The 25,300-nt window shown below is 61.0% G+C and carries 28 protein-coding genes and 1 pseudogene; 12 read left to right on the top strand and 17 right to left on the bottom strand.

Features of this window, described 5'->3' with window-relative positions:
* Positions 1–118: 118 nt before the first annotated feature.
* Entirely contained in the window at positions 119–424 is a 306-nt protein-coding gene (locus HYG81_RS43670; RefSeq protein WP_226778612.1) for a winged helix-turn-helix domain-containing protein, read from the top strand.
* Positions 425–666: 242 nt separating this feature from the next.
* Here HYG81_RS43670 and HYG81_RS43675 read toward each other — a convergent pair.
* The 6 genes and pseudogenes from HYG81_RS43675 to HYG81_RS43700 form a co-directional block, all read right to left on the bottom strand.
* A pseudogene (locus tag HYG81_RS43675) lies at positions 667–1,619 on the bottom strand (LysO family transporter).
* An 82-nt stretch (positions 1,620–1,701) separates the two neighbouring features.
* Positions 1,702–2,784 carry a type 2 isopentenyl-diphosphate Delta-isomerase gene (gene fni, locus HYG81_RS43680; RefSeq protein WP_226778613.1) on the bottom strand — a complete coding sequence of 361 codons (1,083 nt, stop codon included), beginning with the start codon at positions 2,782–2,784 and terminating at the stop codon, positions 1,702–1,704.
* 200 nt (positions 2,785–2,984) lie between these two features.
* A complete protein-coding gene (locus HYG81_RS43685) occupies positions 2,985–4,004 on the bottom strand; it encodes an NAD(P)/FAD-dependent oxidoreductase (protein ID WP_226778614.1) in 1,020 nt (339 codons plus the stop codon).
* 161 nt (positions 4,005–4,165) lie between these two features.
* Positions 4,166–5,209: an NAD(P)/FAD-dependent oxidoreductase gene (locus HYG81_RS43690; protein ID WP_226778615.1), complete on the bottom strand. Its 1,044-nt coding sequence runs from the start codon at positions 5,207–5,209 to the stop codon at positions 4,166–4,168.
* Positions 5,206–5,562, bottom strand: a complete 357-nt coding sequence (gene trxA, locus HYG81_RS43695; RefSeq protein WP_226778616.1) for a thioredoxin — start codon at positions 5,560–5,562, stop codon at positions 5,206–5,208. The genes HYG81_RS43690 and trxA overlap by 4 nt, the downstream gene beginning before the upstream one ends.
* A gap of 218 nt (positions 5,563–5,780) precedes the next feature.
* A complete protein-coding gene (locus HYG81_RS43700) occupies positions 5,781–6,443 on the bottom strand; it encodes a class I SAM-dependent methyltransferase (protein ID WP_226778617.1) in 663 nt (220 codons plus the stop codon).
* A gap of 110 nt (positions 6,444–6,553) precedes the next feature.
* On the opposite strand from HYG81_RS43700, the gene HYG81_RS43705 reads away from it, so the two are divergent.
* Positions 6,554–6,937, top strand: a complete 384-nt coding sequence (locus tag HYG81_RS43705) for a DUF302 domain-containing protein (protein WP_226778618.1) — start codon at positions 6,554–6,556, stop codon at positions 6,935–6,937.
* A gap of 166 nt (positions 6,938–7,103) precedes the next feature.
* Here the strand turns inward: HYG81_RS43705 and HYG81_RS43710 are convergent, their stop codons facing one another.
* The 3 genes from HYG81_RS43710 to HYG81_RS43720 all read right to left on the bottom strand — a co-directional run bounded on the left by HYG81_RS43710 (position 7,104) and on the right by HYG81_RS43720 (position 11,316).
* Positions 7,104–8,252 (bottom strand): MBL fold metallo-hydrolase, encoded by a 1,149-nt coding sequence (locus HYG81_RS43710; RefSeq protein ID WP_226778619.1) that lies wholly within the window; start codon positions 8,250–8,252, stop codon positions 7,104–7,106.
* Between the two features lie 70 nt (positions 8,253–8,322).
* On the bottom strand, positions 8,323–10,116 hold the full coding sequence (locus tag HYG81_RS43715) for a bifunctional metallophosphatase/5'-nucleotidase (RefSeq protein ID WP_226778620.1): 1,794 nt from the start codon (positions 10,114–10,116) through the stop codon (positions 8,323–8,325).
* 42 nt (positions 10,117–10,158) lie between these two features.
* Positions 10,159–11,316, bottom strand: a complete 1,158-nt coding sequence (locus tag HYG81_RS43720) for an aminotransferase class V-fold PLP-dependent enzyme (RefSeq protein WP_226778621.1) — start codon at positions 11,314–11,316, stop codon at positions 10,159–10,161.
* 255 nt (positions 11,317–11,571) lie between these two features.
* Here HYG81_RS43720 and HYG81_RS43725 point away from each other — a divergent pair, with 255 nt between their 5' ends.
* Positions 11,572–11,925: a DsrE family protein gene (locus HYG81_RS43725; RefSeq protein WP_193364782.1), complete on the top strand. Its 354-nt coding sequence runs from the start codon at positions 11,572–11,574 to the stop codon at positions 11,923–11,925.
* A gap of 49 nt (positions 11,926–11,974) precedes the next feature.
* On the opposite strand, the gene HYG81_RS43730 is transcribed toward HYG81_RS43725, so the two are convergent.
* The 3 genes from HYG81_RS43730 to HYG81_RS43740 all read right to left on the bottom strand — a co-directional run bounded on the left by HYG81_RS43730 (position 11,975) and on the right by HYG81_RS43740 (position 15,045).
* Complete coding sequence (locus HYG81_RS43730; RefSeq protein WP_226778622.1) at positions 11,975–13,249, bottom strand: M20 family metallopeptidase; 1,275 nt, start codon at positions 13,247–13,249, stop codon at positions 11,975–11,977.
* 7 nt (positions 13,250–13,256) lie between these two features.
* Positions 13,257–14,603 carry an FAD-dependent oxidoreductase gene (locus tag HYG81_RS43735; RefSeq protein ID WP_226778623.1) on the bottom strand — a complete coding sequence of 449 codons (1,347 nt, stop codon included), beginning with the start codon at positions 14,601–14,603 and terminating at the stop codon, positions 13,257–13,259.
* Positions 14,604–14,778: 175 nt separating this feature from the next.
* On the bottom strand, positions 14,779–15,045 hold the full coding sequence (locus HYG81_RS43740; RefSeq protein WP_226778624.1) for a hypothetical protein: 267 nt from the start codon (positions 15,043–15,045) through the stop codon (positions 14,779–14,781).
* Between the two features lie 268 nt (positions 15,046–15,313).
* On the opposite strand from HYG81_RS43740, the gene HYG81_RS43745 reads away from it, so the two are divergent.
* The 3 genes from HYG81_RS43745 to HYG81_RS43755 all read left to right on the top strand — a co-directional run bounded on the left by HYG81_RS43745 (position 15,314) and on the right by HYG81_RS43755 (position 18,075).
* Complete coding sequence (locus HYG81_RS43745; RefSeq protein WP_226778625.1) at positions 15,314–15,754, top strand: DUF302 domain-containing protein; 441 nt, start codon at positions 15,314–15,316, stop codon at positions 15,752–15,754.
* Between the two features lie 2 nt (positions 15,755–15,756).
* Positions 15,757–16,317, top strand: a complete 561-nt coding sequence (locus tag HYG81_RS43750; protein WP_226778626.1) for a class I SAM-dependent methyltransferase — start codon at positions 15,757–15,759, stop codon at positions 16,315–16,317.
* A 123-nt stretch (positions 16,318–16,440) separates the two neighbouring features.
* On the top strand, positions 16,441–18,075 hold the full coding sequence (locus tag HYG81_RS43755) for a multicopper oxidase family protein (RefSeq protein ID WP_226778627.1): 1,635 nt from the start codon (positions 16,441–16,443) through the stop codon (positions 18,073–18,075).
* Positions 18,076–18,342: 267 nt separating this feature from the next.
* On the opposite strand, the gene HYG81_RS45980 is transcribed toward HYG81_RS43755, so the two are convergent.
* From HYG81_RS45980 to HYG81_RS43775, 5 genes are all read right to left on the bottom strand, one after another.
* Positions 18,343–18,468, bottom strand: coding sequence for a hypothetical protein (locus HYG81_RS45980; RefSeq protein ID WP_425607582.1), 126 nt, complete (start codon positions 18,466–18,468; stop codon positions 18,343–18,345).
* Entirely contained in the window at positions 18,444–18,602 is a 159-nt protein-coding gene (locus HYG81_RS45985; protein ID WP_425607583.1) for a DUF2243 domain-containing protein, read from the bottom strand. Before HYG81_RS45985 ends, HYG81_RS45980 begins: the two co-directional genes overlap by 25 nt.
* 102 nt (positions 18,603–18,704) lie before the next feature.
* On the bottom strand, positions 18,705–19,049 hold the full coding sequence (locus HYG81_RS43765; protein WP_226778628.1) for a four-helix bundle copper-binding protein: 345 nt from the start codon (positions 19,047–19,049) through the stop codon (positions 18,705–18,707).
* A 172-nt stretch (positions 19,050–19,221) separates the two neighbouring features.
* Positions 19,222–19,947, bottom strand: a complete 726-nt coding sequence (locus HYG81_RS43770; protein ID WP_226778629.1) for a DsbA family protein — start codon at positions 19,945–19,947, stop codon at positions 19,222–19,224.
* Between the two features lie 200 nt (positions 19,948–20,147).
* Positions 20,148–22,028 carry a polysaccharide deacetylase family protein gene (locus HYG81_RS43775; protein ID WP_226778630.1) on the bottom strand — a complete coding sequence of 627 codons (1,881 nt, stop codon included), beginning with the start codon at positions 22,026–22,028 and terminating at the stop codon, positions 20,148–20,150.
* Positions 22,029–22,146: 118 nt separating this feature from the next.
* Between HYG81_RS43775 and HYG81_RS43780 the strand changes: the two genes are divergently transcribed.
* The 6 genes from HYG81_RS43780 to HYG81_RS43805 all read left to right on the top strand — a co-directional run bounded on the left by HYG81_RS43780 (position 22,147) and on the right by HYG81_RS43805 (position 25,299).
* Positions 22,147–22,695, top strand: a complete 549-nt coding sequence (locus HYG81_RS43780; RefSeq protein WP_226778631.1) for a hypothetical protein — start codon at positions 22,147–22,149, stop codon at positions 22,693–22,695.
* Positions 22,692–23,186: a hypothetical protein gene (locus tag HYG81_RS43785; RefSeq protein ID WP_226778632.1), complete on the top strand. Its 495-nt coding sequence runs from the start codon at positions 22,692–22,694 to the stop codon at positions 23,184–23,186. The genes HYG81_RS43780 and HYG81_RS43785 overlap by 4 nt, the downstream gene beginning before the upstream one ends.
* Positions 23,187–23,279: 93 nt before the next feature.
* On the top strand, positions 23,280–23,741 hold the full coding sequence (locus tag HYG81_RS43790) for a response regulator (RefSeq protein ID WP_226778633.1): 462 nt from the start codon (positions 23,280–23,282) through the stop codon (positions 23,739–23,741).
* A gap of 98 nt (positions 23,742–23,839) precedes the next feature.
* Complete coding sequence (locus HYG81_RS43795; RefSeq protein WP_006111122.1) at positions 23,840–24,199, top strand: ArsR/SmtB family transcription factor; 360 nt, start codon at positions 23,840–23,842, stop codon at positions 24,197–24,199.
* A complete protein-coding gene (locus HYG81_RS43800) occupies positions 24,199–24,462 on the top strand; it encodes a DUF7521 family protein (protein ID WP_006111121.1) in 264 nt (87 codons plus the stop codon). The genes HYG81_RS43795 and HYG81_RS43800 overlap by 1 nt, the downstream gene beginning before the upstream one ends.
* 114 nt (positions 24,463–24,576) lie before the next feature.
* Entirely contained in the window at positions 24,577–25,299 is a 723-nt protein-coding gene (locus tag HYG81_RS43805) for an SCO family protein (protein ID WP_226778634.1), read from the top strand.
* Position 25,300: the final 1 nt, after the last annotated feature.

Below are 25,300 nucleotides of genomic sequence, written 5' to 3' on the forward strand. Positions count from 1 at the left end.
TTACTATCCCAATAGTAAACATAGCTCTCCATGTGACGGAGCTTTATAGTGAACAAGTGCGGAAGAACTTGGGATAGCTAGCCGAAGAAACTCATGTTTCTGCAATAAAAGTGGAGGTATGCTCAACGATATCCTGGTGGTATTAGCTGATGAGCATCGTCGTCAGCTGTTGACCGCGCTCCTAGAGCATAATCCACAGGCTGCAGTCCAGACATCGGAGGGTATGCAGTTGAATGATGAGCAGTGGGGCGACCTCGAGGTCGAAATGTACCATAACCATCTTCCCCGGTTAGAGGAGGCAGGATTCATTCGGTGGCAGAAGGAGCAGAATATGGTTGTGAAAGGTCCGGAGTTCGATCAGATCAAACCGGTGCTGGAACTCCTCGAAGAGAACGAGGACGAGATGCCGATCGACTGGCCGTGACTAATAATAGTCTTCGTTGGCTCTGTTGAAATCCTCTTCTTTAGAGACTTATTCACGTGAATCTACTGCGCACTACACGTGCCTACGTACCTTTTTGCGCCGAGCGGTGAGCGAGCACCGCGAGCGAACACGAGGCGCAAAAATCTACGCTAAAAAGGCCGCTCGCTCCCGGTGGTCGCTCGCGGGTGCACTCCTTGCGACCCGACCGCAGTGGTAACTTCTTCACCTCAATTTAACAGTGCCTAGATTCCCAGAATGGTCGGAATGAGAACAGTCGCAGCTACCGCGAGCACGAGACCGTTAATGAGCGCTGGAATCACAAACCTCTCACCAGAAACACGCTGAATCAAAGGAAGCATTATGTCCATTGTCGTTGCGCCCCCGGCGCGATACTTGTTATCCCACCGAAGTACTTGGCGACGACTGGCAGCACGAAGAAGGTGACAATCTCCCGAAGGAGGTTCGCAAGAAACGCAATCGTGCCCAGTTTCATCCCGCCGAGATCAAACACGACGACCCCCGCATAACTGTACCACCCAAACCCTACTGCGACTGCTGCGGCGTGGGTAACTGGCATATCGATAACTATTCCAAACAGCACGCCACCGAGAATGCTCCCGACAGCCACAGCTAATGGGATCAGGAGTACGCCCCATCCGAAATGTACGATATGGCTCAAGGCCTCAGTATCGCCTCCAACTGTAACGCCAACGCCGAATAGCAGCGCCAAGAGAGCATAATCAGAGAGAGATACAACACCCGTGACGAAGTGCTCTGGAAGCCCGATGGTTGAGAGTCCAAGACCAACCACAAGCGAGATAAAAATGAGAAGAATGATCTGCCAATCAAAGCCATCAGCTCCTAGTTCCGACGGTGAGCCTTGACGTGCGATTGTGTTCTCATCGGACGAGGCGAATCGCGGATCGACAATCGACGTGATCATGGTGAGCAGGTAGACACACATGATACTCCCGATGATACTTCCTACGCACAGGACAAGTGCAGATCCACCAATCGCATTCAAATCCTGGAGGATTTGGTTATCACCACCGAGTTGTGCACCGATCGAAATGAGGAGGATGGCGAGACCAGTGAAGATGATGCCGTCACCTATCTCCTGGGTTCGATAAAACGGTGAGTAATATCCAATCAGACCACCGATCAACAAAGAGACAAGCAGCGTCCTGATACTCATGTTCCACCATTAGAAGATACGGTATAAAACAATTCCATCGATAGTATTACTATGTATGAATATGTATCGAGATATACAATTGTTACTTGCTACTGGTTCGTTGTTCAACGTATTCGCGCGTTTCTCCCTGCAACACATATTCTGCCTGTTGAAGGTCTTCGATCGAACTCGAACCAGTGACGAACATGGCTGTCTGCAGTTCGGCGATCAGATCCTCAACGTGTTCGATAACAGCGTCTGGCCCATCTGTGGCCGGTTTCAGGAACGGTTTCGCCAACCCACCGGCGAGTGCACCTAACGCAATCGCTTTTGCCACGTCTAATCCCGTCCGTACACCGCCACTTGCAATCACGCAGTTGTGTTCGGCTACACACTCGATCGTGCTTGCAGCGGTTGGGATCCCCCACTCTCGGAACAGGGTGCCGATCCGTTGCTGCCGCGGTGCGTTCACGGCGGCTGCACGGTAGGCTTCGATCCCGGACCACGTCGTGCCGCCTTTTCCAGCGACATCGACCGCGTCAACCCCTGCCGTGGCTAGCTTTCGGGCAGTCTCCCCGGAAATCCCGTTACCCGTTTCTTTGACAATGATCGGAACCGAGAGATCCGCAGCTACTCGTTCGATCGCAGCCAAGCAGTTCCGACCATCAACATCGCCTTCTGGTTGAACGGCTTCTTGGAGGAAGTTCAAGTGGACTGCGAGCGCGTCTGCCTCGATCATCTCAACTGCGCGCTCGACCATTCCGATGTCGTACTCTCGAAGCTGTGCAGCGCCAAGGTTCCCGTAGATGAACGCATCGGGCGCGGCATCACGGACGACGGTATACGATTTGAGGACGCTGTCATCGTCGAGTTCAAGGCCGGCCCGCTGACTTCCAAGTCCCATAGCGATACCTGTCTCGCTGGCAGCGTGGGCCAGTGCCCGATTAATTTCCGTCGTGTTGTGATGCCCTCCAGTCATGCTCTCGATGAAGATCGGGACGGATAACTCGTGTCCCAGAAATTCGATGGACGGATCAATAGCGTCGTAATTGAGTTCTGGAAGTGCTTCGTGGACGAGTTGTACGTCTTCGAAGCCCGTTCCTGTGGTTTCAACGTCCCGCTCCTGAACGATCTGGATATGATCGTCTTTTCGGTCTGCAGTCTCCGACGAGTCCTGCTCCGTCATTAGTCGAACTTGCAAAAGGAGCGGCAAAAGGGTACTGTTATTTTGATTCACCACTGTCTCAGGTAGCCCTATAATGAAGTTGTCTCCACTACCTGCCCTGTATGCAGCGCAACATTCGATATATCGCTATGACTCGATAGAAGGATTGGGGGTCAGTAAGCACACGTAGTTGCCGTTCAGTACAGGTGAAGTACAGTCATTCAGTCATATGTGTGGAAGTCGACTTCTTGCTCGAGAAGTTCGTCGGGAATCCCGGGAACTTCATCAGAACGGACTGGACCCTGTTCCTCGATGACGTCGAGATCGCGGGGAAATTCACGTAACGCGAAATGCAACGAAATACCAGCCTTCGCTCCTTCGCCCAATGCAATCGGGAGTTGATTGTGCCCAGGTGTCAGGTCTCCCACTGCATAGACGCGATCGACTGTTGTCTGCCCGTGATCATCGACGACGACCGTCCCATCATCGTTGACATCACAGCCGAGATTGCGGGCCAGACCATTGTTGTACTCGGCACCGTACATGGTGAAGCCACCCTTGTACTCGCGAACCATGCCGTCTTCGAACTCGAGGGCTGCTAACCAGCCATCTTTGTCGTTTTGAACGCCAGTGATGTCCTCGTGAATGATATCGATCGGATGGTTCGAGAGCATCGTTGCCGTCTCGTCGCTCCATTCAGGGCTATCATCGCGGGTGAGTAGATCAACATCGTTGGTGAAGTTCAGCATGATCGCGGCTACGTGTGCAGCGCTCTCCCCGTACCCCATGACGTAGACGGGTTCGTCGACGAACATGTAGGCATCACAGTGCAAGCAGTAGTGGAGTCCACGACCGGTCCGCGGTAGTGGCGGTTCCGGGCGGACATCGTTGAATCCCGTCGCGAGAACAACGTACTTTGTGCGATAGTCAGCATTATTCCCGCAGAGACGGATCGAACCATCCTCATTACTGTCGCAGGAAACGAGTAGATCATTGTGGATATCGCACCCGTACTCTCGAAGTTGGTCTCTACCGACCGAGAGAAATTCGTGTCCAGATGTCCCCTCCGTGACACCTAATAGATTGTGAACGTCTTGCATCATCGCTGCACGTCCACCGCCTCGGTCAACAACGGCAGTCCGATGGCCAAGTCGCGTCGTATACAGCGCCGCGGTCATTCCAGCCGGACCGCCTCCGACGACGAGAACTTCGTAATCGTGAACAGTCGAATCAGTAGCCATCGTCTCTTCGTTCGATATCGACACATAAAATGGTGGTTCGAAATCAGTGTGATATTGTGGATATAGTGACGAAGCCAGCGAGTGAGCTCTAGTTCTTGATTACTAGAGACTTACTGAGCAGCTGTTCCCAATCTCATCATTCATAGAATCCATACTTTCAGCTACAGAGGAATCTCAAGTGCGGTCTCTGCCGTCCGCTCGAGTGTCTCGAGGTACGCTTCGGCGTCAAGCGCTGCCATGCTGCCAGTACCAGCGGCGGTGACCGCCTGTTGATAGTGCGGATCGGCGACGTCGCCGGCGGCGAAGACGCCCTCGACCGCCGTCTCGGTCGTCGCGCGGCCGGCGTCGTCCGTACGGGTGCGGAGATAGCCGCTCTCGTCGCGGTCGACGGCGGTCCCCTCGAGGAGCTCGGTGTTCGGCGTGTGGCCGATGGCGTAGAACACGCCGCCGACGTCGACTGTCACCTGATCCACGTCGACGCCGGTCGCGGCCTTCTCGCTGGGGTAGCCGTCAGGATGGGAGACGAGCGTCGCGCCGGTGACGCCCTCCTCCTGCGAGCCGTGAAGCGCCTCGAGTTCCGTATTCCAGCGGAACTCGATGGTCTCGTTGTCGCGAGCGCGGTCGGCCATGATCTCGGATGCGCGCAGTTCCTCGCGACGGTGAACGATCGTCACATTGTCGGCGAACTTCGCGAGGAAGAGCGCCTCTTCCATCGCCGAATCGCCGCCGCCGATCACGAGGACGTCGTCACCGCGGTGGAACGCGCCATCGCAGGTCGCACACGTGGAGAGCCCGTAGCCCATCAGTTCGTCTTCGTTCTTAGCGCCGACCCAGCGAGCGCTCGCGCCGCTCGCGACGATCAGCGCACGCGTTTGCAACGTGTCGCCGTTCGAGAGTTCGAGTTTGAACGGACGCTCCTCGAGCATCGCGTTTTCGACAGTGCCGTGAGTGAACTCAGCGCCGAAGCGCTCGGCCTGGTCCTTGCCGTTTTGGATCAGCTCCATCCCACCGACGCCCTCAGGGAAGCCGAGGTAGTTCTCGACGTCGGTCGTCAGCGTCAGTTGGCCGCCCGGTTCGGGTCCCTCGAGCACCAGCGGCTCGAGGTCGGCCCGCGCGGCGTAGACGGCCGCGGAGAGGCCGGCGACGCCGGAACCGACGATCACTACGTTGCGAACATCCACGGTCGTGTCTGTTTCCTTGTTCATTCGGTGTATCTCTCGATCAGGCTACGGAGTCGGTCTTCCGGCAGCGCGCCGGACTGCTGTTCGACCTGCTCGCCGTCAGCGAAGAGGGCTAGTGTTGGCACACCCCGAACGCCGAACGAGCCCGCGAGTTGCTGGTGTTCATCGACGTCGACCTTGGCGATCACGGCCTCGGTCGTGTCCGCGAGCTGCTCGAGGACGGGATTGAGCATCTGACAGGGGCCACACCAGTCGGCGTAGAAGTCCACGAGGACGACATCGTGCGCCGTCGTGACGTCCTCGAGGTGGCTTCTCCCGTCGATGTGGATCGGTTCGTCGAGCGATTCTCCGAAGGCACCGCGTGCATCAGTTGCCATCACCACTACGTATGGACTGATAGCGTTTAAAGGTTTTGTGAGAATTGCACAATATAAGAGCTATAGTAGAGACCGTCTTCATTCTCCACACTACGACGAACGAACCGATCCGTGGACCGCGCTAAGTAGAGGTTCGGTGAGGATGATCGAAGAGACGTGACAACGCTTTCGTCGGTCGAACCGTCCCGATCGGTTTTGCACAGTAACCTAACAACCGCTCATTCGACAGAGTCGGCCGACCGATCTGAAATACCCGCGTCAAAGCGGGTGAAATACCCAACTCGCGTTCCGACGCGCGCGTCGAACGCCAGTCCCCGCCGTTCGACACGGCGTCGCAGCCCTTCGAATCCGACGAAGTGCGGGTCGGGGAGAGACTCGCCGATGACGAGTCGACCGTCGGGTTTCAAAACCCGCTCGAGTTCGTCGAGGGCTCGCTCCTGGTCAGGAATTTCCCCGAGGACTAAGACCAGATACGCGGCGTCGAACGTGTCGTCCGGATACGGAAGCGATCGTGCGTCGCCGCGGATCGGTTCGACGTTCGGGTTCCCTTCCTGTCGCATTCGCGTTCGGACGTGTTCGACCATCTCCGATTGGACATCCACGGCGTGCAGTCTCCCCGACGGTTCGATTGCCCGTGCGACCATCCCGGTATAGTAGCCGGTTCCCGGTCCGACCTCGAGAAGACGTTCACCGGGCTGGGGCTTGAGTACGTCGCGCAGCCGGGAGCGAGTAATGACCGGACGTGGGAAGTTGATCGCGTGGCGCTGGGCGTACGGGCACGGTGATGGGTTCGATCGCCACCGAAGGGCGTATCCGAGTCCGGCTAGCAGCGTGAGTCCGAGCAGGGCAGCGATCGCTCGTACGGTACGACGAGAAACCATAGTAAGCCCTTCATCGTGGACGGACTACAGTCTTCCTCAAACTGACGCACGTGCTGCAGGCTTGCTGTTGCTACCCCAACTACGACCGCTCTCGAAATCAGTCGTACAGTATGTCCTATACGCTTCGTACACAAGTCGACGGCGAGTTTGACGACATCGTCGAGAAAACGATCGACGCCCTTGAGGACGAGGGGTTCGGCGTGCTCTGCGATATCGACGTCCGGGAAACGCTGAAAAAGAAACTCGACGAGGACTTTCGGCAGTATAGAATCCTGGGTGCGTGCAATCCACAGTTGGCCCACCAGGGACTCGAGAACGATCTCGAACTCGGGACGTTGCTCCCGTGCAACGTCGTCGTGTACGACGATGACGACGGCGTGGTCGTCAGCGCGGTCGATCCGCAGCGTCTGATCGCCGTCGCCGAGAACGACGACCTCGACCCGATCGGCGACGACGCGTACGAGCGCTTCGAACGCGTTCTCGAGTCGTTATAGTTCGGGTCCAGTGCAGCCGTTCATGGTCGCTCCTGTCGTCCCAAGCGAAGGGCGAATTTCGCAAAGAGAACAAGGCAGGAGGTGACTGGAAGGATTCTAATGTAGAAGACGTGCCACGGAACCGATGATCGACCGTACAGAACCGATTCGAGTCTGACTGCGCGAACTAGGCCGCGCAGTTATTTGGCCCTAACTCGAGTTCCGTCGCCTCGGACTCGTCCTCGGGTGGCTCCGAACCCGTGTTGATCTCAATCACGCGCTCGTAGTTCGGTGGCTTGTCGGGCGCATTGTCGACCAATCGGTCCACGAACTCGTCCTCGTCCAGTCCCAGCAGGTCGAGGTTGTCGCGGAGGTCATCTAGTCGAGCGCCGATCAGTTCGCCAGGCGAGCCGACCTCGTATCGGTTGTCCTCCGTGACCGAAACGTGGCCCGGAAGGATCCGCGTCTCATCCGGTAACTCGAGGATGGTGTCGTGAATCGATTCGTACAGCAGTTTGGCGCCGCGGGACGCGTCTTCGTCGCCGAATTGAAGCTCCGTCCGGCCGACGGACTCGACGAACAGCGTGTCGCCGGTCAGCAGCGCCTCGCCATTGACGAGGTAGTTGACCATCTCGGTCGTGTGCCCCGGCGTGTGTAGCGTTTCGATCTCGATCTCGCCGAGTTCGATCGCCTCGCCGTCGGCAAGAGGTTCGTAGTCGTACTCGACGCCCCGCTCGCTCGCGTGTTCTCCGAGATGGTAGGGGACGTCCAGCTCCGCCGCCAGTTTCGATCCACCCGAGATGTGGTCGGCGTGGACGTGGGTGTCGAGGACGCGTTCGATCGTCAGCCCGGCCTCCTCGGCGACGATTTTGAACTGGTCCGTCTGTCGCGTCGGATCGACGACGACGGCCGACTCGGCGTCTCTCGAGCCGACGACGTAGCCGAGACAGCCCTTCGCCCGTCGCTGCAGTTGCAGGACGACGAGGTCGTCGTTTTCGGTCTCGACGGGAACGACCTCGTAGACTTTGCTCCAATCCTCCATACCGCCCTTCACGACGGACACATCGTCGTAGCCGTGTTGCTCGAGTTCGAAGCTGAACGGCGTCGATGTAAGCCCCTTTCCACAGATCGCGACTACTGTCTCTCCGTCTTTGGCCTCCTCAACGCGCTCGAGTTCTTCGTCCCCGATCTCGTTGTCTGGACCGAACGGGATGTTCTCGGCGCCGTGAATACGCCAGCCCTCGTAACTATCTTCAGGGCGCGTATCGACGAGCGTGAACGACTCGTTTGAGTCAACCATATCCGCGAGCCGTTCCGGGGAAATTTGGTTCACCATTGGAATCTCCTTACAATACTATCTGGTGCGAGGCCGCCGATAGTTCTCATCCCTGCATAGGCATCCTCGGCTACCGGTACGGATTTCGCCCGCTCTCGGGGAAGCGGGTCCCGGTTGGGATTAACCGCGTCTCGCAGTACTCATCTCCGCCCGCGTAATCAACCCCCGGTTGGACGTACGGGTACGGTCCGTCAGCGGGCGTATTCTGGACCCATCCGCCGTTGTCGGGCGTCTGGACGAGCGTCGTCTCCTCGTAATCGATCGGCGAGTAGTCCTCGAGGTAGTCGACGACGACGTCAACCGGAACGACGCCGTCTTCAATGTCGATGTCTTGGAACGGGAAGCCGCAGTTTCCGAGATCACGTTCGGGATCACCGGGACGGGTAAACGTCGCGATCGAGTAGCGCGCTTCGGGATCGACCGGTTCCCCGTCGACGACGAGATCGACGAGTCTGCGTTCGCGTTTCGCGGTCGGATCGATGATCACCTCCACGTTCGAAGAGTAGTTCCGGACACGACCGTCCTCTTGCTCGTAAACGTACGGTGTGAAGTTGTCAGTGAGGAACGCCTCCATGTGGTTCAGCAGCTGCTGACCGTACGCTTCGCCACGGGCCACCGGTGCGGTCATCGGAAACGCTTGATATAGGTGCTCGAGCGTTATCTCGCCGGCGGGAACTGCTGGACCGTAACGGAAGCCGTGGGTGACCGCTAATTCGGTGCCGAAGTACGTTCGTAGTGCGTCGGCGAACAGCGCGTTCCAGTCGCTCTCGAGGAACGATTGTCGATCGAGCGACGCCTCCGTCCTCCCGACGACTGTGTCCAGTGGCTGCTCGAGGGTTCCGTCCCCTCGCTCGTAGGAAGTTTCGTCGTCGAAGAACGGCGATCGAATATCCGCAACCGTCCGTTCGGCCATCGGTGCCGGGTCGGATGTGTAGTCGTGGTCTTCGGCGAGACAATAGAGGATGTGGCGAAACGCGACGCCGTCGTCATCGATGTGGAGGTCCACGCGTCCAAGTCCGTCGCCCGTTCCTGATTCGACGACGAGCGTCTCCGTCTTATCGATCAGGATCGGATCGTGAGTGTACTCGTGAGTATGCGCACTGAACAGAACATCGATACTCTCGATGTCCTTCGCCGCTTGGACGGCCCACGGCAACCCGATCTCGGTGACCGCGAGGACGACATCGGCACCCTCGTTGCGCACGGAGTCTGCGGCTTCCTCGAGCAACGCTGGGTGCTTTCCGAACCGGTACTTTCCCTCGTGGAATGCCGGCGCCATACGGTCGACGTAGACGTTCGTCATCCCGACGATTCCGATGTCGACGCCGTTCACACGTTCAATCGTGTAGGGGTCGAACAGCAACCCGTCCGCATCTGGCCCGTAGAGGTTGTTCGCCAATACCTGCGCCTCGAGTTCGTCCATCAGGTCCCGCAGGTTCCCGTCCTCGGCGGCCTCGTTCCCGAAGTCCCAGTTCCCCGGAACGTACACGTCCGGATCGACGTGCTCGGCTATCGGCTCTAGCATCGCCCTGCCCTTCGTGTACGTCGTCACCGCGGTGCCGTGGAACGTGTCGCCGCTCATCAGCGTAAGCGTCTCATCGGTAGCCGAGCGGATCTCTTTGAGTTTGCCGGCCAACAGCGGGATCCCGCCGCCGCGCCGGAGGATTCGGTCGTCGCCACCGAAGTCGAAATCGGGGTTCGATTCGGGATTATCGTAGTAGACGTGATATTCGGGAACGAGCTGGCCGTGCAGGTCGCTGACGTGGAGACAGACTACGTCCGGTACTTGCCCCTGATCGCGGTCAGCCGCGTCCGATCCGTCGAGCCGCTTCCACTCCTCCAGGTATTCCGTGTCGAGATCCATGCGATGCTCTTTCACGTCCTACGAGAGCATGTACTCAAGTCGTTACCCTGCATTGTGCTCCCGCGATTCCCACTCTTGCTCCAGTCCGTCGAGCAGTCGATCGATGTCGTTTGCAGTATTGACTGCGTGGACGGACGCTCGAACGGCGGTCGGAGATGGCAGTGCTCGAACGACGATCCCGTCGGCAGCCAGCCGTTCGACCGTCGTCGCCGGATCGTCAACATCGATGGTCACGAGCCCCGACTCCGGCACTGAGGGGCTGAGAAGACGGTCAGCGGGGACACCGTCTACTAGTCGACCGGCGAGACGGCGGACGCGGTCTTCGATCCGGTCGATCCCGACTTCATCGATCACGTTGATTGCTTCCCGGAGCGCGACGTGGGGTGCCGGGTTCGCTGACCCAACTTCGAACCGACGTGCGCCGGCTGCGTACTCGTAGGGATCGTCGGATGGCGTCTCGACGCTTCGATAGCCGACCGTTCGCGGTTCGAAACCCTCAGCGGCGTTACGGTCGACGTAGAGGAAGCCGCCGCCCCACAGCCCGAGCAGCCACTTGTGCCCCGCGGCGGCGACCGCGTCGGCGCCCCACTCCGCGACGTTCATTGGTAGTTGTCCGGGGACCTGCACGGCGTCGACGAGCGCAAGCGCACCAGCGTCGTGGGCGATATCAACCAGTTTCCCTACCGGAAGCTGCGTCCCGTGGGTCCACGTGACCGCGCTGAAGCAGGTGACTCTGGCATCCGTGACGGCCTCGGCGAAACGCTCGAGATCGATGCGGCCGTCCTCGGTCTCGACGACTCGAACCTCGACGCCTTCCCGCTCGAGGCGTTGCCACGGGAGGATTCCGGCGGGATGCTCGAGGTCCGTCCGCACGACGACGTCACCGGGCTGCCAGTCGATCGCGTTGGCGACGGCGTTGATCCCGGCCGTCGTACTCTCGGTGAGCGCGATCTCGTCCGGGTTGGCGCCGACAAACGACGCGACTCGCTCTCGAGTGCGGTCGAAGGCTCGGAACGCCGTCTCGTAGGGGTGGTCACCAACCGGTGACTCGTACTCGTGCTCGCGGACGAACTCGTCGGCGGCATCGACGACATATTTCGGACTTGGACCGTGAGCGCCGAAGTTGAGATAGGTTCCCTCCTGTAAGGCAGGGATATCCGCCCTGAACTCGGTCGGCGTCATCGTCGGACTCGGTTGCATACGGTATCTTACGAACGCAGTAGATAATAATCTTGGGTTCACTATGAAATACTGAGAGCAGTCGCCGTGAACGAGCGATTCACCGACGAGCAACGGGGGTTGCAAGAAACTGGTCCCCAGCCCCATCTCGAACACTTCGTTCATCCGGAGAACCGTTCCTGGCGATTCGGCAACAACTATCGTGACCACTGAACGTTATTGCACACCTGATCGGAGGCGACAGTATTATATTATATTGGGTCTATAGTACAATACATGTCTGAACCAGGAGGCGATGACACTGGGGAACAATTGGGAATCGTACTCGAAACCAGCGACCCCGAACGCGCGTGGAACGCCTTTCGTCTCGGAATCACCGCACTAGAGAACGGAAACGACGTGTCAGTGTTCCTGCTCGGCGACGGCGTCGAAGCCGAGGAGATCACGGACGATCAGTTCGACGTACGGAATCGAATGGAGGAGTTTGACGAGGCCGGTGGGGAGTTGCTGGCCTGTGGCACCTGTCTGGACATCCGAAACAGCGATGGGAGCGAGGTCTGCCCGATCTCGACGATGAATGATCTTCTTGAGGTCGTGACGACCGCCGATCGAGTGCTGACGATCGGATAGCGATCGGTTCCGGATACCCTGCACAGCGGAGCGCTCGAGCGTCGGAGTGCTATCCGGATAGATCCGTCCTGTCGACTGCAGACGCCCATACTTCGGGCAGGCGCGCGTACACCATCGCGTTCCCGATGAGCGCGTCGACGGTCGTGTACTCGTCGACCGCGTGGACGGTATCCGTCGCGAGCGCGAACTCTACCGTCGGAACGCCGGCGTTTCGAAGTGTCTTCGCGTCGCCGCCGCCGGTCGCGCTCCGGCGGTACACTCGCTCGCCGGTTGTCGCTTCGGCACTCGAGGCGACGGCCTCGACGAGCGGGCTGTCGATCGGTTCGGCGGTGCCGACGCTCCAGGAGATGTCGGCGACCGTGATCCCCTCGCAGTCGGCGATGCAGTCCCGGATCTCCGAGAGAAGGTCAGGAGTCCGTATGCCCGCAGTCAGTCGAATATCGATCTCCGTGCGGGCGGCCTGTGGGACGCTGTTGATCGCGTCCCCGCCCTCGAGGACGCCGAGGTTGATCGTCGGGGTTTCGAACAGTTCGCGGGCGGTCTCGGCACCCATCGTTGGTTCGTAGAAGCCGACCGATTCGTCGAGGATCGGCTCGATGGTGGGATCGATCTCGAGGCGTCGCGTCCCGAACCGTTGCCGCAGCGTCGTCACTGCGTCGTAAAGTCGGTCGATCACGTTCTTGCCGAGCACCGGCCGCGAGCCGTGTGCGGCCTCGCCGGTCACCTCGAGCGTCAGCCAGATACTCCCTCGATCGGCGACCGTCACGGAGTGGCGCCCCACCTCGCAGGTCGGTTCGCCGATGACGCAGGCGTCGGCCTCGAGACGGCCGGTCTCGAGCAACGCAGGGAGGCCGGCGTCGCCGCCGACTTCCTCGTCGCTGACGAACGCGAACGCGAGGTCGACGGGCGGTTCGACGTCCATCTCGGCGAACGCGCGGATCGCGAACAGCATCGCTGCGACGGCTCCCTTCATATCGGTCGCGCCGCGGCCGTAGATCCGGTCGTCGACGCGCTCGCCGAGCGGATCGGACGACCACGCGTCGGCGTCGTACGGGACCGTATCGAGGTGGCCGTTGTACAGCAGCGTTCGATCGCTCGCGCCCGGAAGCGTCACGAGGAGGTTCGGTTTCGCCGGATCGACGGCGAACCGCTCGACGTCGACCGGAAGCGGCGACAGGTACTCCTCGAGCAGCGAGACGATCTCGCGCGTGTTGCCGGGCGGATTCGCCGTGTCGACCGCCAGCAGGTCGAGCGCGAGCTCGATCAGGTCCGCGCGGTGGTCGGCGACGTACGCATCCAGTTCGCTGGGTTCGTCGGTCGTCATCGTGATCTCACTCGAGTTTGCCGGCGAGAACCTTCGCCGCGGTGAGGATCGGATCCCAGACGGGGCTGAACGGCGGCGCGTACGCCAGATCCGCGTTCTGCAGTTCGGTGACGGTCATGTCGGCCGTCAGCGCCGTCGCGACCGTGTCGATGCGCTTCGTGCCCTCGCGGCCGACGACGGTGCCACCGAGCAGTTCGCCGCTCTCGCGGTCGGCGACCAGTGTGACGGTGAGCTCCGCGCCGTCGGGGTAGTAGTGAGCGCGCGTCGATGCCGAGATCGTCACGGAAACGGGATCGAATCCAGCCTCGCGGGCCCGATCCTCGTCGATGATCCCTGTCCGGGCGGCCCCGAGGTCGAACGCCTTTACGATCGCGGTGCCGGCGGTGCCGCCGGTCGGCGTGGGAGCGCCGGTAATCGTCTGTCCGATCGCCCGCCCCGCACGGTTGGCCGTGAGGGCCAGCGGGACGTGGTCCGACTCGCCGGTCACGACGTGGGTTGCCTCGGCGTTGTCGCCCGCTGCGTAGACGTTCTCGTCGTTCGTTCGCCCGTACTCGTCGGTTGCGATGGCTCCGGTCGGCCCTAGTTCGATGCCGGCTTCCTCAGCGAGATCAGTATTGGGCGCGACGCCGACGCCGACGATCGCGACGTCGGCGGCGACGGTCTCGTCCTCGAGTTCGACGGCCTCGACCCGCTCGTCGCCGACGAAGCCCGACACGGCGGTCTCGAGGTGGAGTTCGACCCCCTGCTCGCGCAGGTGCTCCTCGACGACCTCGGCGACGGCCTCACCGAACGGCTGGAGGATGTGGGGCAACATCTCGTAGAGGTGGACGTCGACGCCGTGGGCCGACAGCGCCTCGGCCATCTCGATGCCGACGTAGCCCCCGCCGACGATCGCGGCCGTCTCGGGGTCGCGGTCGGTGACGTAGTTCTCGATGGCGTCGGCCTCAACCATGTCGTGAATGGTAAAGACGCCCTCGAGTCCGAGCCCGTCGAACGGCGGTTCGATCGCGCTCGCGCCGGTCGCGACGAGAAGGTCGTCGTAGGGTTGTTCGTACGTCTCGTCGCCGGTCTCGACCGTCACCGTCTGCGCCTCGGAGTTGATGTCCACGACCTCCGTCCCCGTGTGTAGGTCGACGTCCCGTTCCTCCCGGAACTCCTCGGGCGTCACGGTGACGAGGTCGTCCAGGTCGTCCACCTCACCCTTAACATAGTAGGGCATCCCGCAGGCGGCGTACGAGACCCACTCTCCCTTCTCGAAGACGATCACCTCTCGCTCGGGATCCTCGCGTTTCGCCTTGCTCGCGGCGCTCATTCCCGCGGCGTCACCACCGATAACGACGAACGTCTTGGTCATACGTGAGGAGTAGGACGGCAGCGCCTAAAGTATTTCTGTGAATTCCCAATACTACACAATCTAATACGGCTATCGCTCCGGAAGCATCTCTCGTCACGAGTCGCTGCTCGACGGGTTCGGTACGGTCTCCAGTACCACGATCAGTGTGCAAGCGTCCGCCGCTTGCGTCGACGGATCACTCGAGGTCCGCGTTTCGCTCCACGCTCGGAGATCGCTGCGTCTCCCGGTCCGCGTCACGGGTCGAACACGAACAGCTCGAGCGCAGCCGGATCAGTAGCCCGATGACGCCGAGCACTGCGAAGATCACCGCTCCCTGTACAATCCCGGCGATTATCCCGACTGACGTCCCGCCGGCGAGGGCGGCGGTCCCCGGTCCGACACAACAGAGGCTCGCGAGCCCTGCCAGCCCGAGCAGCGATTGATCCGAGATGTCTAAACCCATACGTGAATTTCAGGATCGGGAAGGATATGTATTCGGCCGATTTTCCGAGTCAGCGATCGTGGCCTCGAACTGACCGCCCCGCCCGATATCCCACCTGCTACGTGCCCACTTGCCTGCTGAACGATGCAGGAAGCTCCTACATGTGATCCGCCCGGTTTTCGCTGGAGCAGCGCACGGTGATGTACTCTCACGAATCGACGGTTATCCCGTAACAATCGACGGTGGAATCCAGAACTGATTTTTGTGGTGGGCCCAATACTATACATGAATGACGCTGCCAATCGACCCTAGTCAAATCGATCCGGACGACATCGGTGCGAAACAGACGACCCTCGAGATGGACCACGAAGACGCCATCGAACACGTCCGCGAGGTGTTCACCGACGCGGGATTCGGCGTTCCCGTCGAGTTCTCGCCGTCGGAATTGCTTAACGAGAAGGTCGATGCCGACCGCGACCCCTACTACGTCCTCGGCGCGTGTAATCCATCGGTCGCCGACCGGGCACTCGAGGCTAGCGACAGCAAACTCGGCGCGCTGTTCCCGTGTAACGTCGTCGTCTGGGAGGAAGAATCTGGTCGACAGCGCGTCTACCACGTTTCGATCATGCGGATCGCACGGCTCGTCGGAATAGCACCGGATGACGACGAAATGGAAAACATCGTCGCCGAGACCGGCGAACTGGTTGATACTGCGTTCGAGAACCTGTAACCATGGGATACCACACGTTCGACGCCGAGCGAGCGGACAAGTTAGAGGTGGCCGGACGGCGCTATCGGTTCGTCTCGGCCGAGGAACTGCTGTGGGCGCTCTCGCTCTCGCCGGACGACACAGTTGCCGACCTCGGCAGTGGAACCGGCTTTTTCACCGATGACGTCGCACCATACGCCGGTGAGGTCTACGCAGTCGACGTTCAAGAGGAGATGCACGAGTACTACCGGGAGAAGGGCGTCCCGGAGAACGTCGACCTCGTGACCAGCGACGTGAGCGACCTGCCGTTCGACGACGGCGGCGTCGACGCCGCGTTCTCGACGATGACCTACCACGAGTTCGCGAGCGATGCGGCGCTGGCCGAGATTCGCCGGGTCCTCGCCGCCGACGGCCGGCTCGTCGTCGTCGACTGGGCGGCCACCGGAACCGGCGAGGACGGGCCGCCGGTCGACGAACGCTACAGCGCCGACGAGGCGGCGGACGCCCTCCGCGAGGTCGGCTTCGCCATCGAATACGAGGCCGTCCGACCGGAGACCTTCCTGCTGATCGCCACGCTCGAGTGAGAACGGAGGCGACCCATTCGAACGCGGTTTCCAGCCTCGAGGTCACGTTTCTCGGACGCGAATCGAGAAGGACGCGCGCTGGCATGCCCTTCCTTTTTGCCGGCAGTTGTGGGCGGTTCTGTGATGGACGATACTGAGCGAACCGTCCTGCGACGGCAGGCGCTGCGCGTCGGCGGCGCGACGCTGTTCGGGATCGTGGGACTACCGAACGGGATCGGAACCGGAGCGGCCGCACTCAAGCGGACCGCACAAGAGGACGACGGCGACACGCAGGAGGAAACACTAGTCGCCTCGAGCGGCGAAGTCGACATCGGAGTGGACGAGAGCGTCGAGACGTGGCTGTACGAGGAGCAGTTCCCCGGGCCGGAGCTCCGAGTCGGCGAAGGAGAGACGCTCCGCATCTCGCTCGAGAACGGGTTGCCCGAGGAGACGACGATTCACTGGCACGGCGTTCCCGTGCCGAACCCGATGGACGGCGTTCCAGATGTCACGCAAGAGCCCGTCTCGTCCGACGAGACGTTCGAGTACGAGTACGAGGCGTCGCCAGCGGGGACGTACGTCTACCACAGTCACGTCGGGCTGCAACTCGATAGGGGACTCTACGGACCGCTAATCGTCGAGGAAGAGTCGACCCACGTCGAGTATGACCGCGAGTACACGCTGCAGCTCGACGACCACCTCGGGAAGGAGCCGGCGCTGGACTCGATAGAAGCCCCGCCGGGCGGCGGTGACGGAATGGGCCCTAGCGGCGGACCAGGGGGAGACGGAAATAGGAGGGGCCCCAGCGATGGCAATGGACGGGACGGTGGTCGTGGACCGGATAACGGAATGGGTCCCGGTGGTGACGGAATGGGTCCGGGTCGAAACGACGATGGAACGGGCCCCGGCGACGGAATGGGACCTGGCGACGGAATGGGACCTGGCAATGGAATGGTTCCCAGCGACGGTATGGGACCGGGTACTCAGATGATGAGCCAGCGACCACCGTACGAGGGACTGCTCGTCAACGGACGCCTCCCGTCGGATCCGCCGGTGTTCGAGGTCGAAGAGGGCGAGCGCGTCCGGCTGCGATTTATCAATCCCAGCAGCGCCACGACCTATCGGGTCGGCGTCGGCGGCCACTCGCTGACCGTCACGCACGCCGACGGCCGACCGGTCGAACCCGTCGAGGTGGACTCGTTCGTGATGAGCATGGGCGAGCGCTACGACGCGATCCTCGAGGCCGACTCGCCCGGCGAGTGGATCATCGCCGCGGACCCCGTCGTCGGCGACGAGGACCCCGCGGAGGCGAGACTGCAGTACGCAGACGCCGCCGGTGACGGCGCTGCCAACCGACCACAGTTCGCCGGCGACGAACTCGAGTACGGTGACCTCGCGGCGTTAGAACCGCTGGAGCTCGACGGAGAACCGGACCGTACGTTCAACTTTACGCTGTCGGGCGGAATGATGAGCGGCGCCGACACCGACGCGTGGACCATCGACGGTGAGGTGTACCCGGACGCCGACCCGCTCGAGATCAGCGAGGGCGACCACGTCCGCGTGCGGATGGTGAACCGCAGTCCGGCGATCCACCCGATGCACCTCCACGGCCACTTCTTTCAGGTCGGCGACGCGGTCAAGGACACCGTCCTCGTCGCGCCCCACGGCGACCAGGTGACGTTCGATTTCCGCGCGGACAATCCCGGCGACTGGTTGTTCCACTGTCACAACGTCTACCACCTCGAGCGAGGGATGGCACGCGTGTTCGAATACGAGTGACGGCGACCGCTCAAGTTCGCGAGGCATTCGCCGATCACGTCGACCGATCGGTTGTCGGACGCTCGTCTCGAGGCTCCGCGACGATCACCTTATCGAGTCGAGTTACGGCGTAGCCGCCGACGATGAAGAGCACGCCCGATAGCAGGAAAGCAATGTCCTAGAGGAGGACGCTCCCGGCCCCTTCGGCAAGACGTCGGGATCCCGAGGAGTTGGGGTTTACGAGCCTCTCGAGAAGATTGAAGACGTCTGACCGTCGCCACGCGCGAACTAGGAGAAGCTCCCCGCGATTGTGAAGAAGTAGGTGCCGACGTAGAAGAGGTCGTCGGCGACGACGTTCAGTCGCAGATCGGTGAGGCCGTCGGATCCATCTAGGCCGACAGCATGTGGTGCCACTGCAGGAGCTGGTAGAGGACCCCGTCGAAGAAGCCGCACAGACCGATCCCGAGGACGATACCCGCTTGAACGAGCGGTTTCACTCGTTCCTGTAACCCGAACCACGTCTCTCCGTCGCTGGCTATATCTGGCATTCGCGACTGAGTAAAAAGCGTACACTACTGTCTGCTGCAAGCGGAATTCAGACCACACGAAATGCGGCCCTCCTAAAATCGGGACTGCTAGGCCAGTTCGCCTTAGCTGGCCATGTTGCGGCACGACTCTGCGCACTTCGGCAAGACATCCGCACACACTTGGCAGTGCTCGTGATCGAACTGTTCGCACTCCTCGGCGCACGCCTCGCAGGCGTCTGCACAGACCGACGCCAGCTCGCCGTGGTAGTCTGAGTCGCGAGCCATCAGTCGTGCGTGCAACGACGCGATGTCGGCCACGTCGCGACAGAGCCGAATACACTCAGCCATCTCCTCTCCGTGGTCAGCGCAGGCATCCGCACACCACTCACAGGCTTGTACAGCCTCGAGACAGTTATCGATACACTCGTGCATTTCCTCGTCCGCATGTGGGAGGTCTTGTAACGACATTGCAATTTAGACTGTGCTGTCCGTAGTAGTCAACATCGTGCATGTCGCTGCAAGTCATCGGTCCTGGATTGCGATCCGAACCGCGGCGGGCTCGTGGCGTGTCGTTGCCGAACAAGTACACTTCGAAGGTGAGCGTGGCGAATCTTCGGTCCGGTCTCGATCGCGACTGATCTCACGCGTCCTCGATTCGTTCGATCGCCTCGTCGAAGCGCTCGATGGGCTGTGCGCCGACGAGCGTCTCGACGGATTCGGAGTCCGGATCGAAGACGGCGAACGTCGGCGTCCCCCGAATGCCAAACGAGCGTGCTTGCTCGCTATCCGCGTCGATTTCGTCTTCGAGCGCCGACCGTCGATCGTCGAGACACGCCTCGAGCGAGTCGGCGTCGATGCCGTCGACCGAGTACGTATACTCGAGGAGGTTCTCGGCTGTGGCCCAGCCGGAGTTCTTCTCGCCCTGTTCCTCGAAGATCGCCGCATGCCAGTCCCAGTACGTCGACGGGTCGGCGTCGCGAACCTGATCCCACACGCACTTGCCGGCGACCGCAGCCGTCATCGAGTCCGCACCGAAGTACGGCAGCGAGATGAATACGATTCGAAGCTCGCCCGGTTCGACGTACTTTCGAACGAGGTCGGGGAGCGTCTCCCGTTCGAACTGTTCGCAGAACGGACACTGGAAGTCCGTCCAGTAGTAGAGCTCGATCGGTGCATCGGACGCACCCATAATCGGCTTTCCCTGCAATTCGACGCCGAGTTCGGACGTCTCGTCGCTCGAGTGAAACGACGAAGAGAGATCGTGAGCGGTGTCGTCGGATCGCGTGAGATAGTAAGCGCCGCCGACGCCGAGAGTTCCAACGAGACCTGTAACGAGAGCGCGACGAGACGGCTGATCGAGCGACATCGATTGTTCGTGCTCACATTTACACTACCGGCCCTAAACGGATCCGCCGATTTGCTGAGTCAGCAAAATCGGACCGAAATCCCATCCGTTCCGCCCCGATTCGTCCATTCGCCTCCTCGCGACGGTCCGACGATGAGCAGTGATCGAACAGCGGAAACGGTGTCGGGCGCAACGAGTGTTTCGAGCGATCGAATCCGGTACTACGAGTCCACGACCTCGAGCGTCCAGTCGCCGTCGGCCTCGACGTTGAGCCAGACGGGGCCGCCCGCCTTGTACGACCGCGAGTTATCGAACTCGCCGGTCCGGTGGACGAGTATCTCCCGACTGCCGTCCGCATCGTAACCGTCGACGACGAACGTGCCGTCGCCGTCGTGTGTCGCGACGACTCTAACGCCGCCCTGGGTCCACAGTGGCCCGACGAACGCCGATCCCGTCCCGGTCGCCTCGAACGGGAGGTCCCTGAGTTCGTCGGCGTCGACCGCCGGCTGTGAGAGGTCGATCGACCACGCACTGTCGGCGTCAATCTCGAGTCTGTAGGCGTCGTCGTCGACGGCCATGATCGACTCGCCGGTGGCATTTCCGGACGTGGTCAGCAAATTCTCGTTGCGTCCGATACCGTCGGGTTTCGTCACGTCGACGGCGATCTCTCCGCCGTCGTGGGAGACGTTCGCCACGAGGATCCCCTCGTCGAGGTCGAACGTGGCGGTGTTGCCAGATTCGGATCCCTCAAACGTGTGGGACTGGCCTGCCTCGAGAATCGTTCCGCTCGGTCGCTCTCTGTTCTCGGTTTCGTCGTTGCCGTCGGCGCGCTCGAACGTCTCGTCGACGAGATCCGAGGGAGTAATGACGTCGAGGCCGCGGTGCTCGATGTGATCGAGGAGCAGTCCGAAGTCGTCCAGCGACATCCGATTTTCGTTGACACCCACGTCCGCTTCGTCGACGATCCGCGGAACGCGCACCACGGTGAGGTGATTGTACTGATCGGAGAGATTGGTGTGGCGACGAACACCGGTGTGAAGTGCGGGACCCCAGATGAACGGAATCATGTGCATCTCGGTCGGCGGCACGCTCGTCGTTCCGGCGTTGGACAGGAACGTCGTCTCGTGGATCTCTCTCGTGAGCCCGTAGGTCGTCGCATCCATCCGGTCGTCGGGAACGAACAGGTGACGCGATCCGTCCTCGAAGCCCTCGTCTGCGAGCGCGTCTCGAGCGGTTTCGAGGATCTGTCGCTGCTGGTCCTCGGACTGTTCCGGCAGGGGCGTCGACACCTGCGGGAGCGAACAGACGTCCCAGCCGCGGTCTCGGAGGTCGCGTAATTCAGTGCGCCCCATCCGACCGGCGGCTCCGATTTGCTCGGGGCTGACCGGAACCGCCGCGGTCCAGTCGCGCTCCTCGAGCATCTCGGCCGCGATGTCGTAGTGCGAACCGTGGCCGCCGTAGAACGCGAGGATTGCGGCACCGTTGGCGGCCGATTCGGTTCGGCGGAGGTCGTCGACCAGCAATTTGGTCGGTCCGCCGTCCGGCCCGTCTGCGATGATATTGAGACCGGTGACGTTCGACAGGTCCGGGTCTTCCCCCGGCTTCTGCTGGTAGCCACAGTCCATTCGGAACCAGCCGTCGTATCCGTCTGGAACGATTCGAATACTGGTGAGGCGTTGGCTCTGCGTCGGTGCAAGGAATTCGACGATGATTCGATCAGCGGATTCCGGTTTGACCGCCAGCGAGGTGTCCCAGTCCTCGAAGTCGATTCCGTCGTCGAACCGAATCTCCATACGGGCTGTCGCCTCGTCGCTCTCGATGACCGCCGCTTGCGATCCGAGTCGCGCCTCGTCGGAAGCGGCTGAGAGTTCGCCAGTTCGGGCGGACCACTCGCCGAGGTCCTCGAAGTCAGAGATCACCTGCCCGCTCTCGATAGCAGGCCAGTTCGTGGGGCCGGACGCCATTTTGCCCCTGCCGATTCCGTTGCCGTCGTCGTCCGATAGGATATCCATACAGCCAGCGAGCGTCGTCGATGCGGCACCGAGTGCGGCGAGCATTCGCCGTCGGGACGACCCCCCGTTTGTGTCGCGTTCGTGAGCCATTGTAGATAAGTTACTCGTCGTTACGTTCTCTCTTCGATGACGTAAACGGAATCGGTGATTTGCTGACCCAGCAAATCGGAGTCGATAATTTCAGTCGTCCCTGCATCGGTACAGCTAGATGTTCACGCGCGATTCGATCAGCAGGTACCTGACGAACCTCGCTGCAGCGGTCTCGTACCCGTTCGAGACGTGGCGAGGGACGCTCGGACTGGTACTCGTGACGGTCGCCACCTACGTCCTCCTGATCCTGAGTACGATGCCGGAGTTCTCGCTCCAGATGCTCGGCGACGGACTCCACTGGTTCGAATACGTCCTCGTCTCGCTCACGGAGACGATTTACCGAACCGACGGCTGGTCGGGGCTCGCGGTCATCGTCCTCTACGCCTTGCTCTCGGGCGTCGCGGTCGTCAACGCCGTTGCGCAACTGCAGATCGTCGGTCTCTCGAGTCTCACCGACCTCTCCGGCGTCGTCCCGGGGCTCCTCGCATCGGGCTGTGCGAGCTGCGGTGCCGGCCTCCTCGGCTTTCTCGGGTTCGCCGGAGGGATGGCAGTGCTCCCGTACGACGGCGCGTTGCTTCGCGTCGGCGGGCTCGCCCTCTTGGTGTTCTTCCTCGGACGAGCGGGCCATCCGGAACACTGTGCGCTCACGACGGAGGCGACGAAATGACGGCACACGACTTCGCCCGATCGATTCGATCGGATCGGCGAGCGATGCTGTGGGGAACGGCCACCGGAATTGGCGTGGTCCTGCTATTCGGGCTCGTCACCGGTCTCATCCCGAACCCCCTGTACGTTCGGATGGTCCCCCGGACGCCCACCGACTACCTGTTTCTGATGCTGACCGCGCTGCTGGCGGGCGTCTACACCGCACAGCGACTGGCGACCGAGACGGCCGATCTCGACCTCGAGGCCGACGACGAGAGCGAGGCTGACGGTGCAAGTAGCGAGGACCGCTGGATGCTCGGTGGTCTCGCCGGCGGATTCCTGGCGGTCGGTTGTCCGATCTGTAACGTTGCCCTGCTCGCCCTGTTCAGTTCGTCTGCGCTCATGACGTACTTCGATCCGTTACGACCGGCCCTCGGCGCGCTCTCCGTGGCGATTCTGGCGGGATTAATCTATGCTCGCCATAGGCGGTCGTGTCCGACCTGCGCACCGTGATGCGTTCGACCATGAGCCACCATCGAAACAACCAATATATTGCATATATTATATGTATCATCCCAGTGCTTCAGGATATTTCATCGGAAGATAATGAAAGACCAACACCCTGTTGAGGCGCTCCTCATCGATCCGAACGCCGACGACGTTCAGCTCTTTCTCGAGACGATCGAGAACGCGGCGTCTGCGAACACCGTTTCGACCGCTGCCAGTGGTGCCGACGCACTCGAGTTCATTCGGCAGTGCAACTCGGATCCCGACCGTTCCCGTCCGAACCTCGTCGTGATCGATATCGACCTCCCGAAGATGGACTGGCGCCCCCTCCTCGAGACGTTCGATACCGATCCCGAGTGGACGGACGTTCCCGTCATCGTCTTTACAGCGTTGGACGAGCGGGAATGTATCGCACAGTCGTACGCGCTCCGCGCAAACGCATATATTCGGAAGCCAGATGACCAGGACGAGTTCATCGACGTTGTCCGCGCGCTCGAGGCGTTCTGGTTCGACGTCGTCTGGTTACCGCCGGGAGACGAAGCGGACGACGACCGTCAGTAGTCACGACTGCTACCGGAGTGCGGGTACAAGACAGTGACGACGATTTGCTGAGTCGGGGAATCGTGGCCTATTTGGTACTGAACGACGGGGTCTATCGTGTGCAACACGGAGGCTCCTCGGACTCGGCGGAAATCTTCCAGATCCTCGCGGACGAGTACGCACGGAAGATACTCCTCGCCGCGGACCACGGGCCGAAGACCGCGAAAACGCTCAGCGAGGAGTGCGACGCCTCGCTCACGACGATCTATCGGCGAGTGTCGACGCTGCAGGACCACGACCTCATCGAGGAACGGAACACCGTCGATTCGGACGGCTCCCATCGAAGCAAGTTCCAAACGTCGCTCGAGGAACTCCACGTCGATATCACCGACGGTCAGCTCTCGCTGACGCTGGAGACCCGCGACGAACTCGCTGACAACTTCACGTCCCTCTGGAGCGATCTCCGGGGTGACGACTGATGGAAGCGTCGTTCGTGATCGCCAAACTATTCACGTTCGTGCTGAGTCTCGGCGTCGCGTATCTGGCGTATCACGGCTATCGGCGCAGCGGTCAGACGCCGATGCTGTACGTCTCCGGTGGATTCGTCTTCATCGGTGCCGGCGCGATCTGCGAGGGGCTCATCTACCACGTGTTCGGAACGACGATCGCGTCCGCCGCCCTCGTGCAGGCGGCCATCGTCTCGAGCGGGATGGTGCTCGTTCTCATTTCATTGACGAAGTGATCTCGCGAACTCCCGAGCGGCATTCGCGCTCCTCGTTCATCCTCGCCGCTGTCCCTTTTTCCGACTCGGGGAATCGTCGTACTGGATTTACGATTCCCACCGAAACGTCGACGTATGAATCGGCGTCTCTGGCTCCGATCGATCGCCGCCTCGAGTGTCGCTACCACAGCGGGCTGTCTGGATACCCTCTCGAGTGACGAGGGACAGGCAGACGACAGCGACGGTAGTGAACGGGAGCGTGCCGACGGAGCGGTTCTCGGCCCACCGGAGCAAGATCTGAGCGAGTCGTCGCATCCGAGCTACGGCGACGACGTTCCGTCGGTCGAACTCCCCAACCCACTGATCGGTGAAACCGTCTCGACGGACCAGTTCGAGAGCGACCAGGCCGTTTTGATGACCTTCTTTTATACGTCGTGTCCCGATGGGATGTGTCCGGCATTGATACTACGACTCCGCCGTGCACAGGAAGCCGCTGCTGCCAACGGGTACGGTGACGATGTCCAACTGCTCGCAATGACGTTCGACCCGGAACGGGACACGGAAGACGCGCTTCGAACGTTCGCCGGTCAGCAGGGAGTCGATCTCGAGGCCGGGAACTGGGACTTCCTCAGACCGGAGCGGTACGAAACAGCGAAGGAGATCTTAACAGACCAGATCGGGTTGCCGCTCAAGAAGATCGATGCCGAGAAGTACGATTCGCTCGAGTATCAGTTCCCCCACTATAATTTGATCTTGCTTGCGAACGAACGGGGGATCATCGAGCGAGCGTATCCCCGGGGGGCAACGGTCGAGATCTCACGGGTAGTCGACGATTTCGAAACGGTGGTGTCAGCGTAAG

Origin of the sequence: Natrinema zhouii (assembly GCF_013456555.2) — an archaeon.
Taxonomy (GTDB): Archaea; Halobacteriota; Halobacteria; order Halobacteriales; family Natrialbaceae; genus Natrinema; species Natrinema zhouii.

Coding starts and splice junctions, on each gene's coding strand:
- trxA (WP_226778616.1), bottom strand. CDS start 5,562: ATGGCAACTGATGCACGCGGTGCCTTCGGAGAATCGCTCGACGAACCG.
- HYG81_RS43670 (WP_226778612.1), top strand. CDS start 119: ATGCTCAACGATATCCTGGTGGTATTAGCTGATGAGCATCGTCGTCAG.
- HYG81_RS43775 (WP_226778630.1), bottom strand. CDS start 22,028: ATGGCTCACGAACGCGACACAAACGGGGGGTCGTCCCGACGGCGAATG.
- HYG81_RS43735 (WP_226778623.1), bottom strand. CDS start 14,603: ATGACCAAGACGTTCGTCGTTATCGGTGGTGACGCCGCGGGAATGAGC.
- HYG81_RS43715 (WP_226778620.1), bottom strand. CDS start 10,116: ATGGATCTCGACACGGAATACCTGGAGGAGTGGAAGCGGCTCGACGGA.
- HYG81_RS43740 (WP_226778624.1), bottom strand. CDS start 15,045: ATGGGTTTAGACATCTCGGATCAATCGCTGCTCGGGCTGGCAGGGCTC.
- HYG81_RS43755 (WP_226778627.1), top strand. CDS start 16,441: ATGGACGATACTGAGCGAACCGTCCTGCGACGGCAGGCGCTGCGCGTC.
- HYG81_RS43790 (WP_226778633.1), top strand. CDS start 23,280: ATGAAAGACCAACACCCTGTTGAGGCGCTCCTCATCGATCCGAACGCC.
- HYG81_RS43765 (WP_226778628.1), bottom strand. CDS start 19,049: ATGTCGTTACAAGACCTCCCACATGCGGACGAGGAAATGCACGAGTGT.
- HYG81_RS43730 (WP_226778622.1), bottom strand. CDS start 13,249: ATGACGACCGACGAACCCAGCGAACTGGATGCGTACGTCGCCGACCAC.
- HYG81_RS43720 (WP_226778621.1), bottom strand. CDS start 11,316: ATGCAACCGAGTCCGACGATGACGCCGACCGAGTTCAGGGCGGATATC.
- HYG81_RS43780 (WP_226778631.1), top strand. CDS start 22,147: ATGTTCACGCGCGATTCGATCAGCAGGTACCTGACGAACCTCGCTGCA.
- HYG81_RS43770 (WP_226778629.1), bottom strand. CDS start 19,947: ATGTCGCTCGATCAGCCGTCTCGTCGCGCTCTCGTTACAGGTCTCGTT.
- HYG81_RS43710 (WP_226778619.1), bottom strand. CDS start 8,252: ATGGTGAACCAAATTTCCCCGGAACGGCTCGCGGATATGGTTGACTCA.
- fni (WP_226778613.1), bottom strand. CDS start 2,784: ATGACGGAGCAGGACTCGTCGGAGACTGCAGACCGAAAAGACGATCAT.
- HYG81_RS43800 (WP_006111121.1), top strand. CDS start 24,199: ATGGAAGCGTCGTTCGTGATCGCCAAACTATTCACGTTCGTGCTGAGT.
- HYG81_RS43685 (WP_226778614.1), bottom strand. CDS start 4,004: ATGGCTACTGATTCGACTGTTCACGATTACGAAGTTCTCGTCGTCGGA.
- HYG81_RS43690 (WP_226778615.1), bottom strand. CDS start 5,209: ATGAACAAGGAAACAGACACGACCGTGGATGTTCGCAACGTAGTGATC.
- HYG81_RS43750 (WP_226778626.1), top strand. CDS start 15,757: ATGGGATACCACACGTTCGACGCCGAGCGAGCGGACAAGTTAGAGGTG.
- HYG81_RS45985 (WP_425607583.1), bottom strand. CDS start 18,602: ATGCCAGATATAGCCAGCGACGGAGAGACGTGGTTCGGGTTACAGGAA.
- HYG81_RS43745 (WP_226778625.1), top strand. CDS start 15,314: ATGACGCTGCCAATCGACCCTAGTCAAATCGATCCGGACGACATCGGT.
- HYG81_RS43805 (WP_226778634.1), top strand. CDS start 24,577: ATGAATCGGCGTCTCTGGCTCCGATCGATCGCCGCCTCGAGTGTCGCT.
- HYG81_RS43705 (WP_226778618.1), top strand. CDS start 6,554: ATGTCCTATACGCTTCGTACACAAGTCGACGGCGAGTTTGACGACATC.
- HYG81_RS43700 (WP_226778617.1), bottom strand. CDS start 6,443: ATGGTTTCTCGTCGTACCGTACGAGCGATCGCTGCCCTGCTCGGACTC.
- HYG81_RS43785 (WP_226778632.1), top strand. CDS start 22,692: ATGACGGCACACGACTTCGCCCGATCGATTCGATCGGATCGGCGAGCG.
- HYG81_RS43725 (WP_193364782.1), top strand. CDS start 11,572: ATGTCTGAACCAGGAGGCGATGACACTGGGGAACAATTGGGAATCGTA.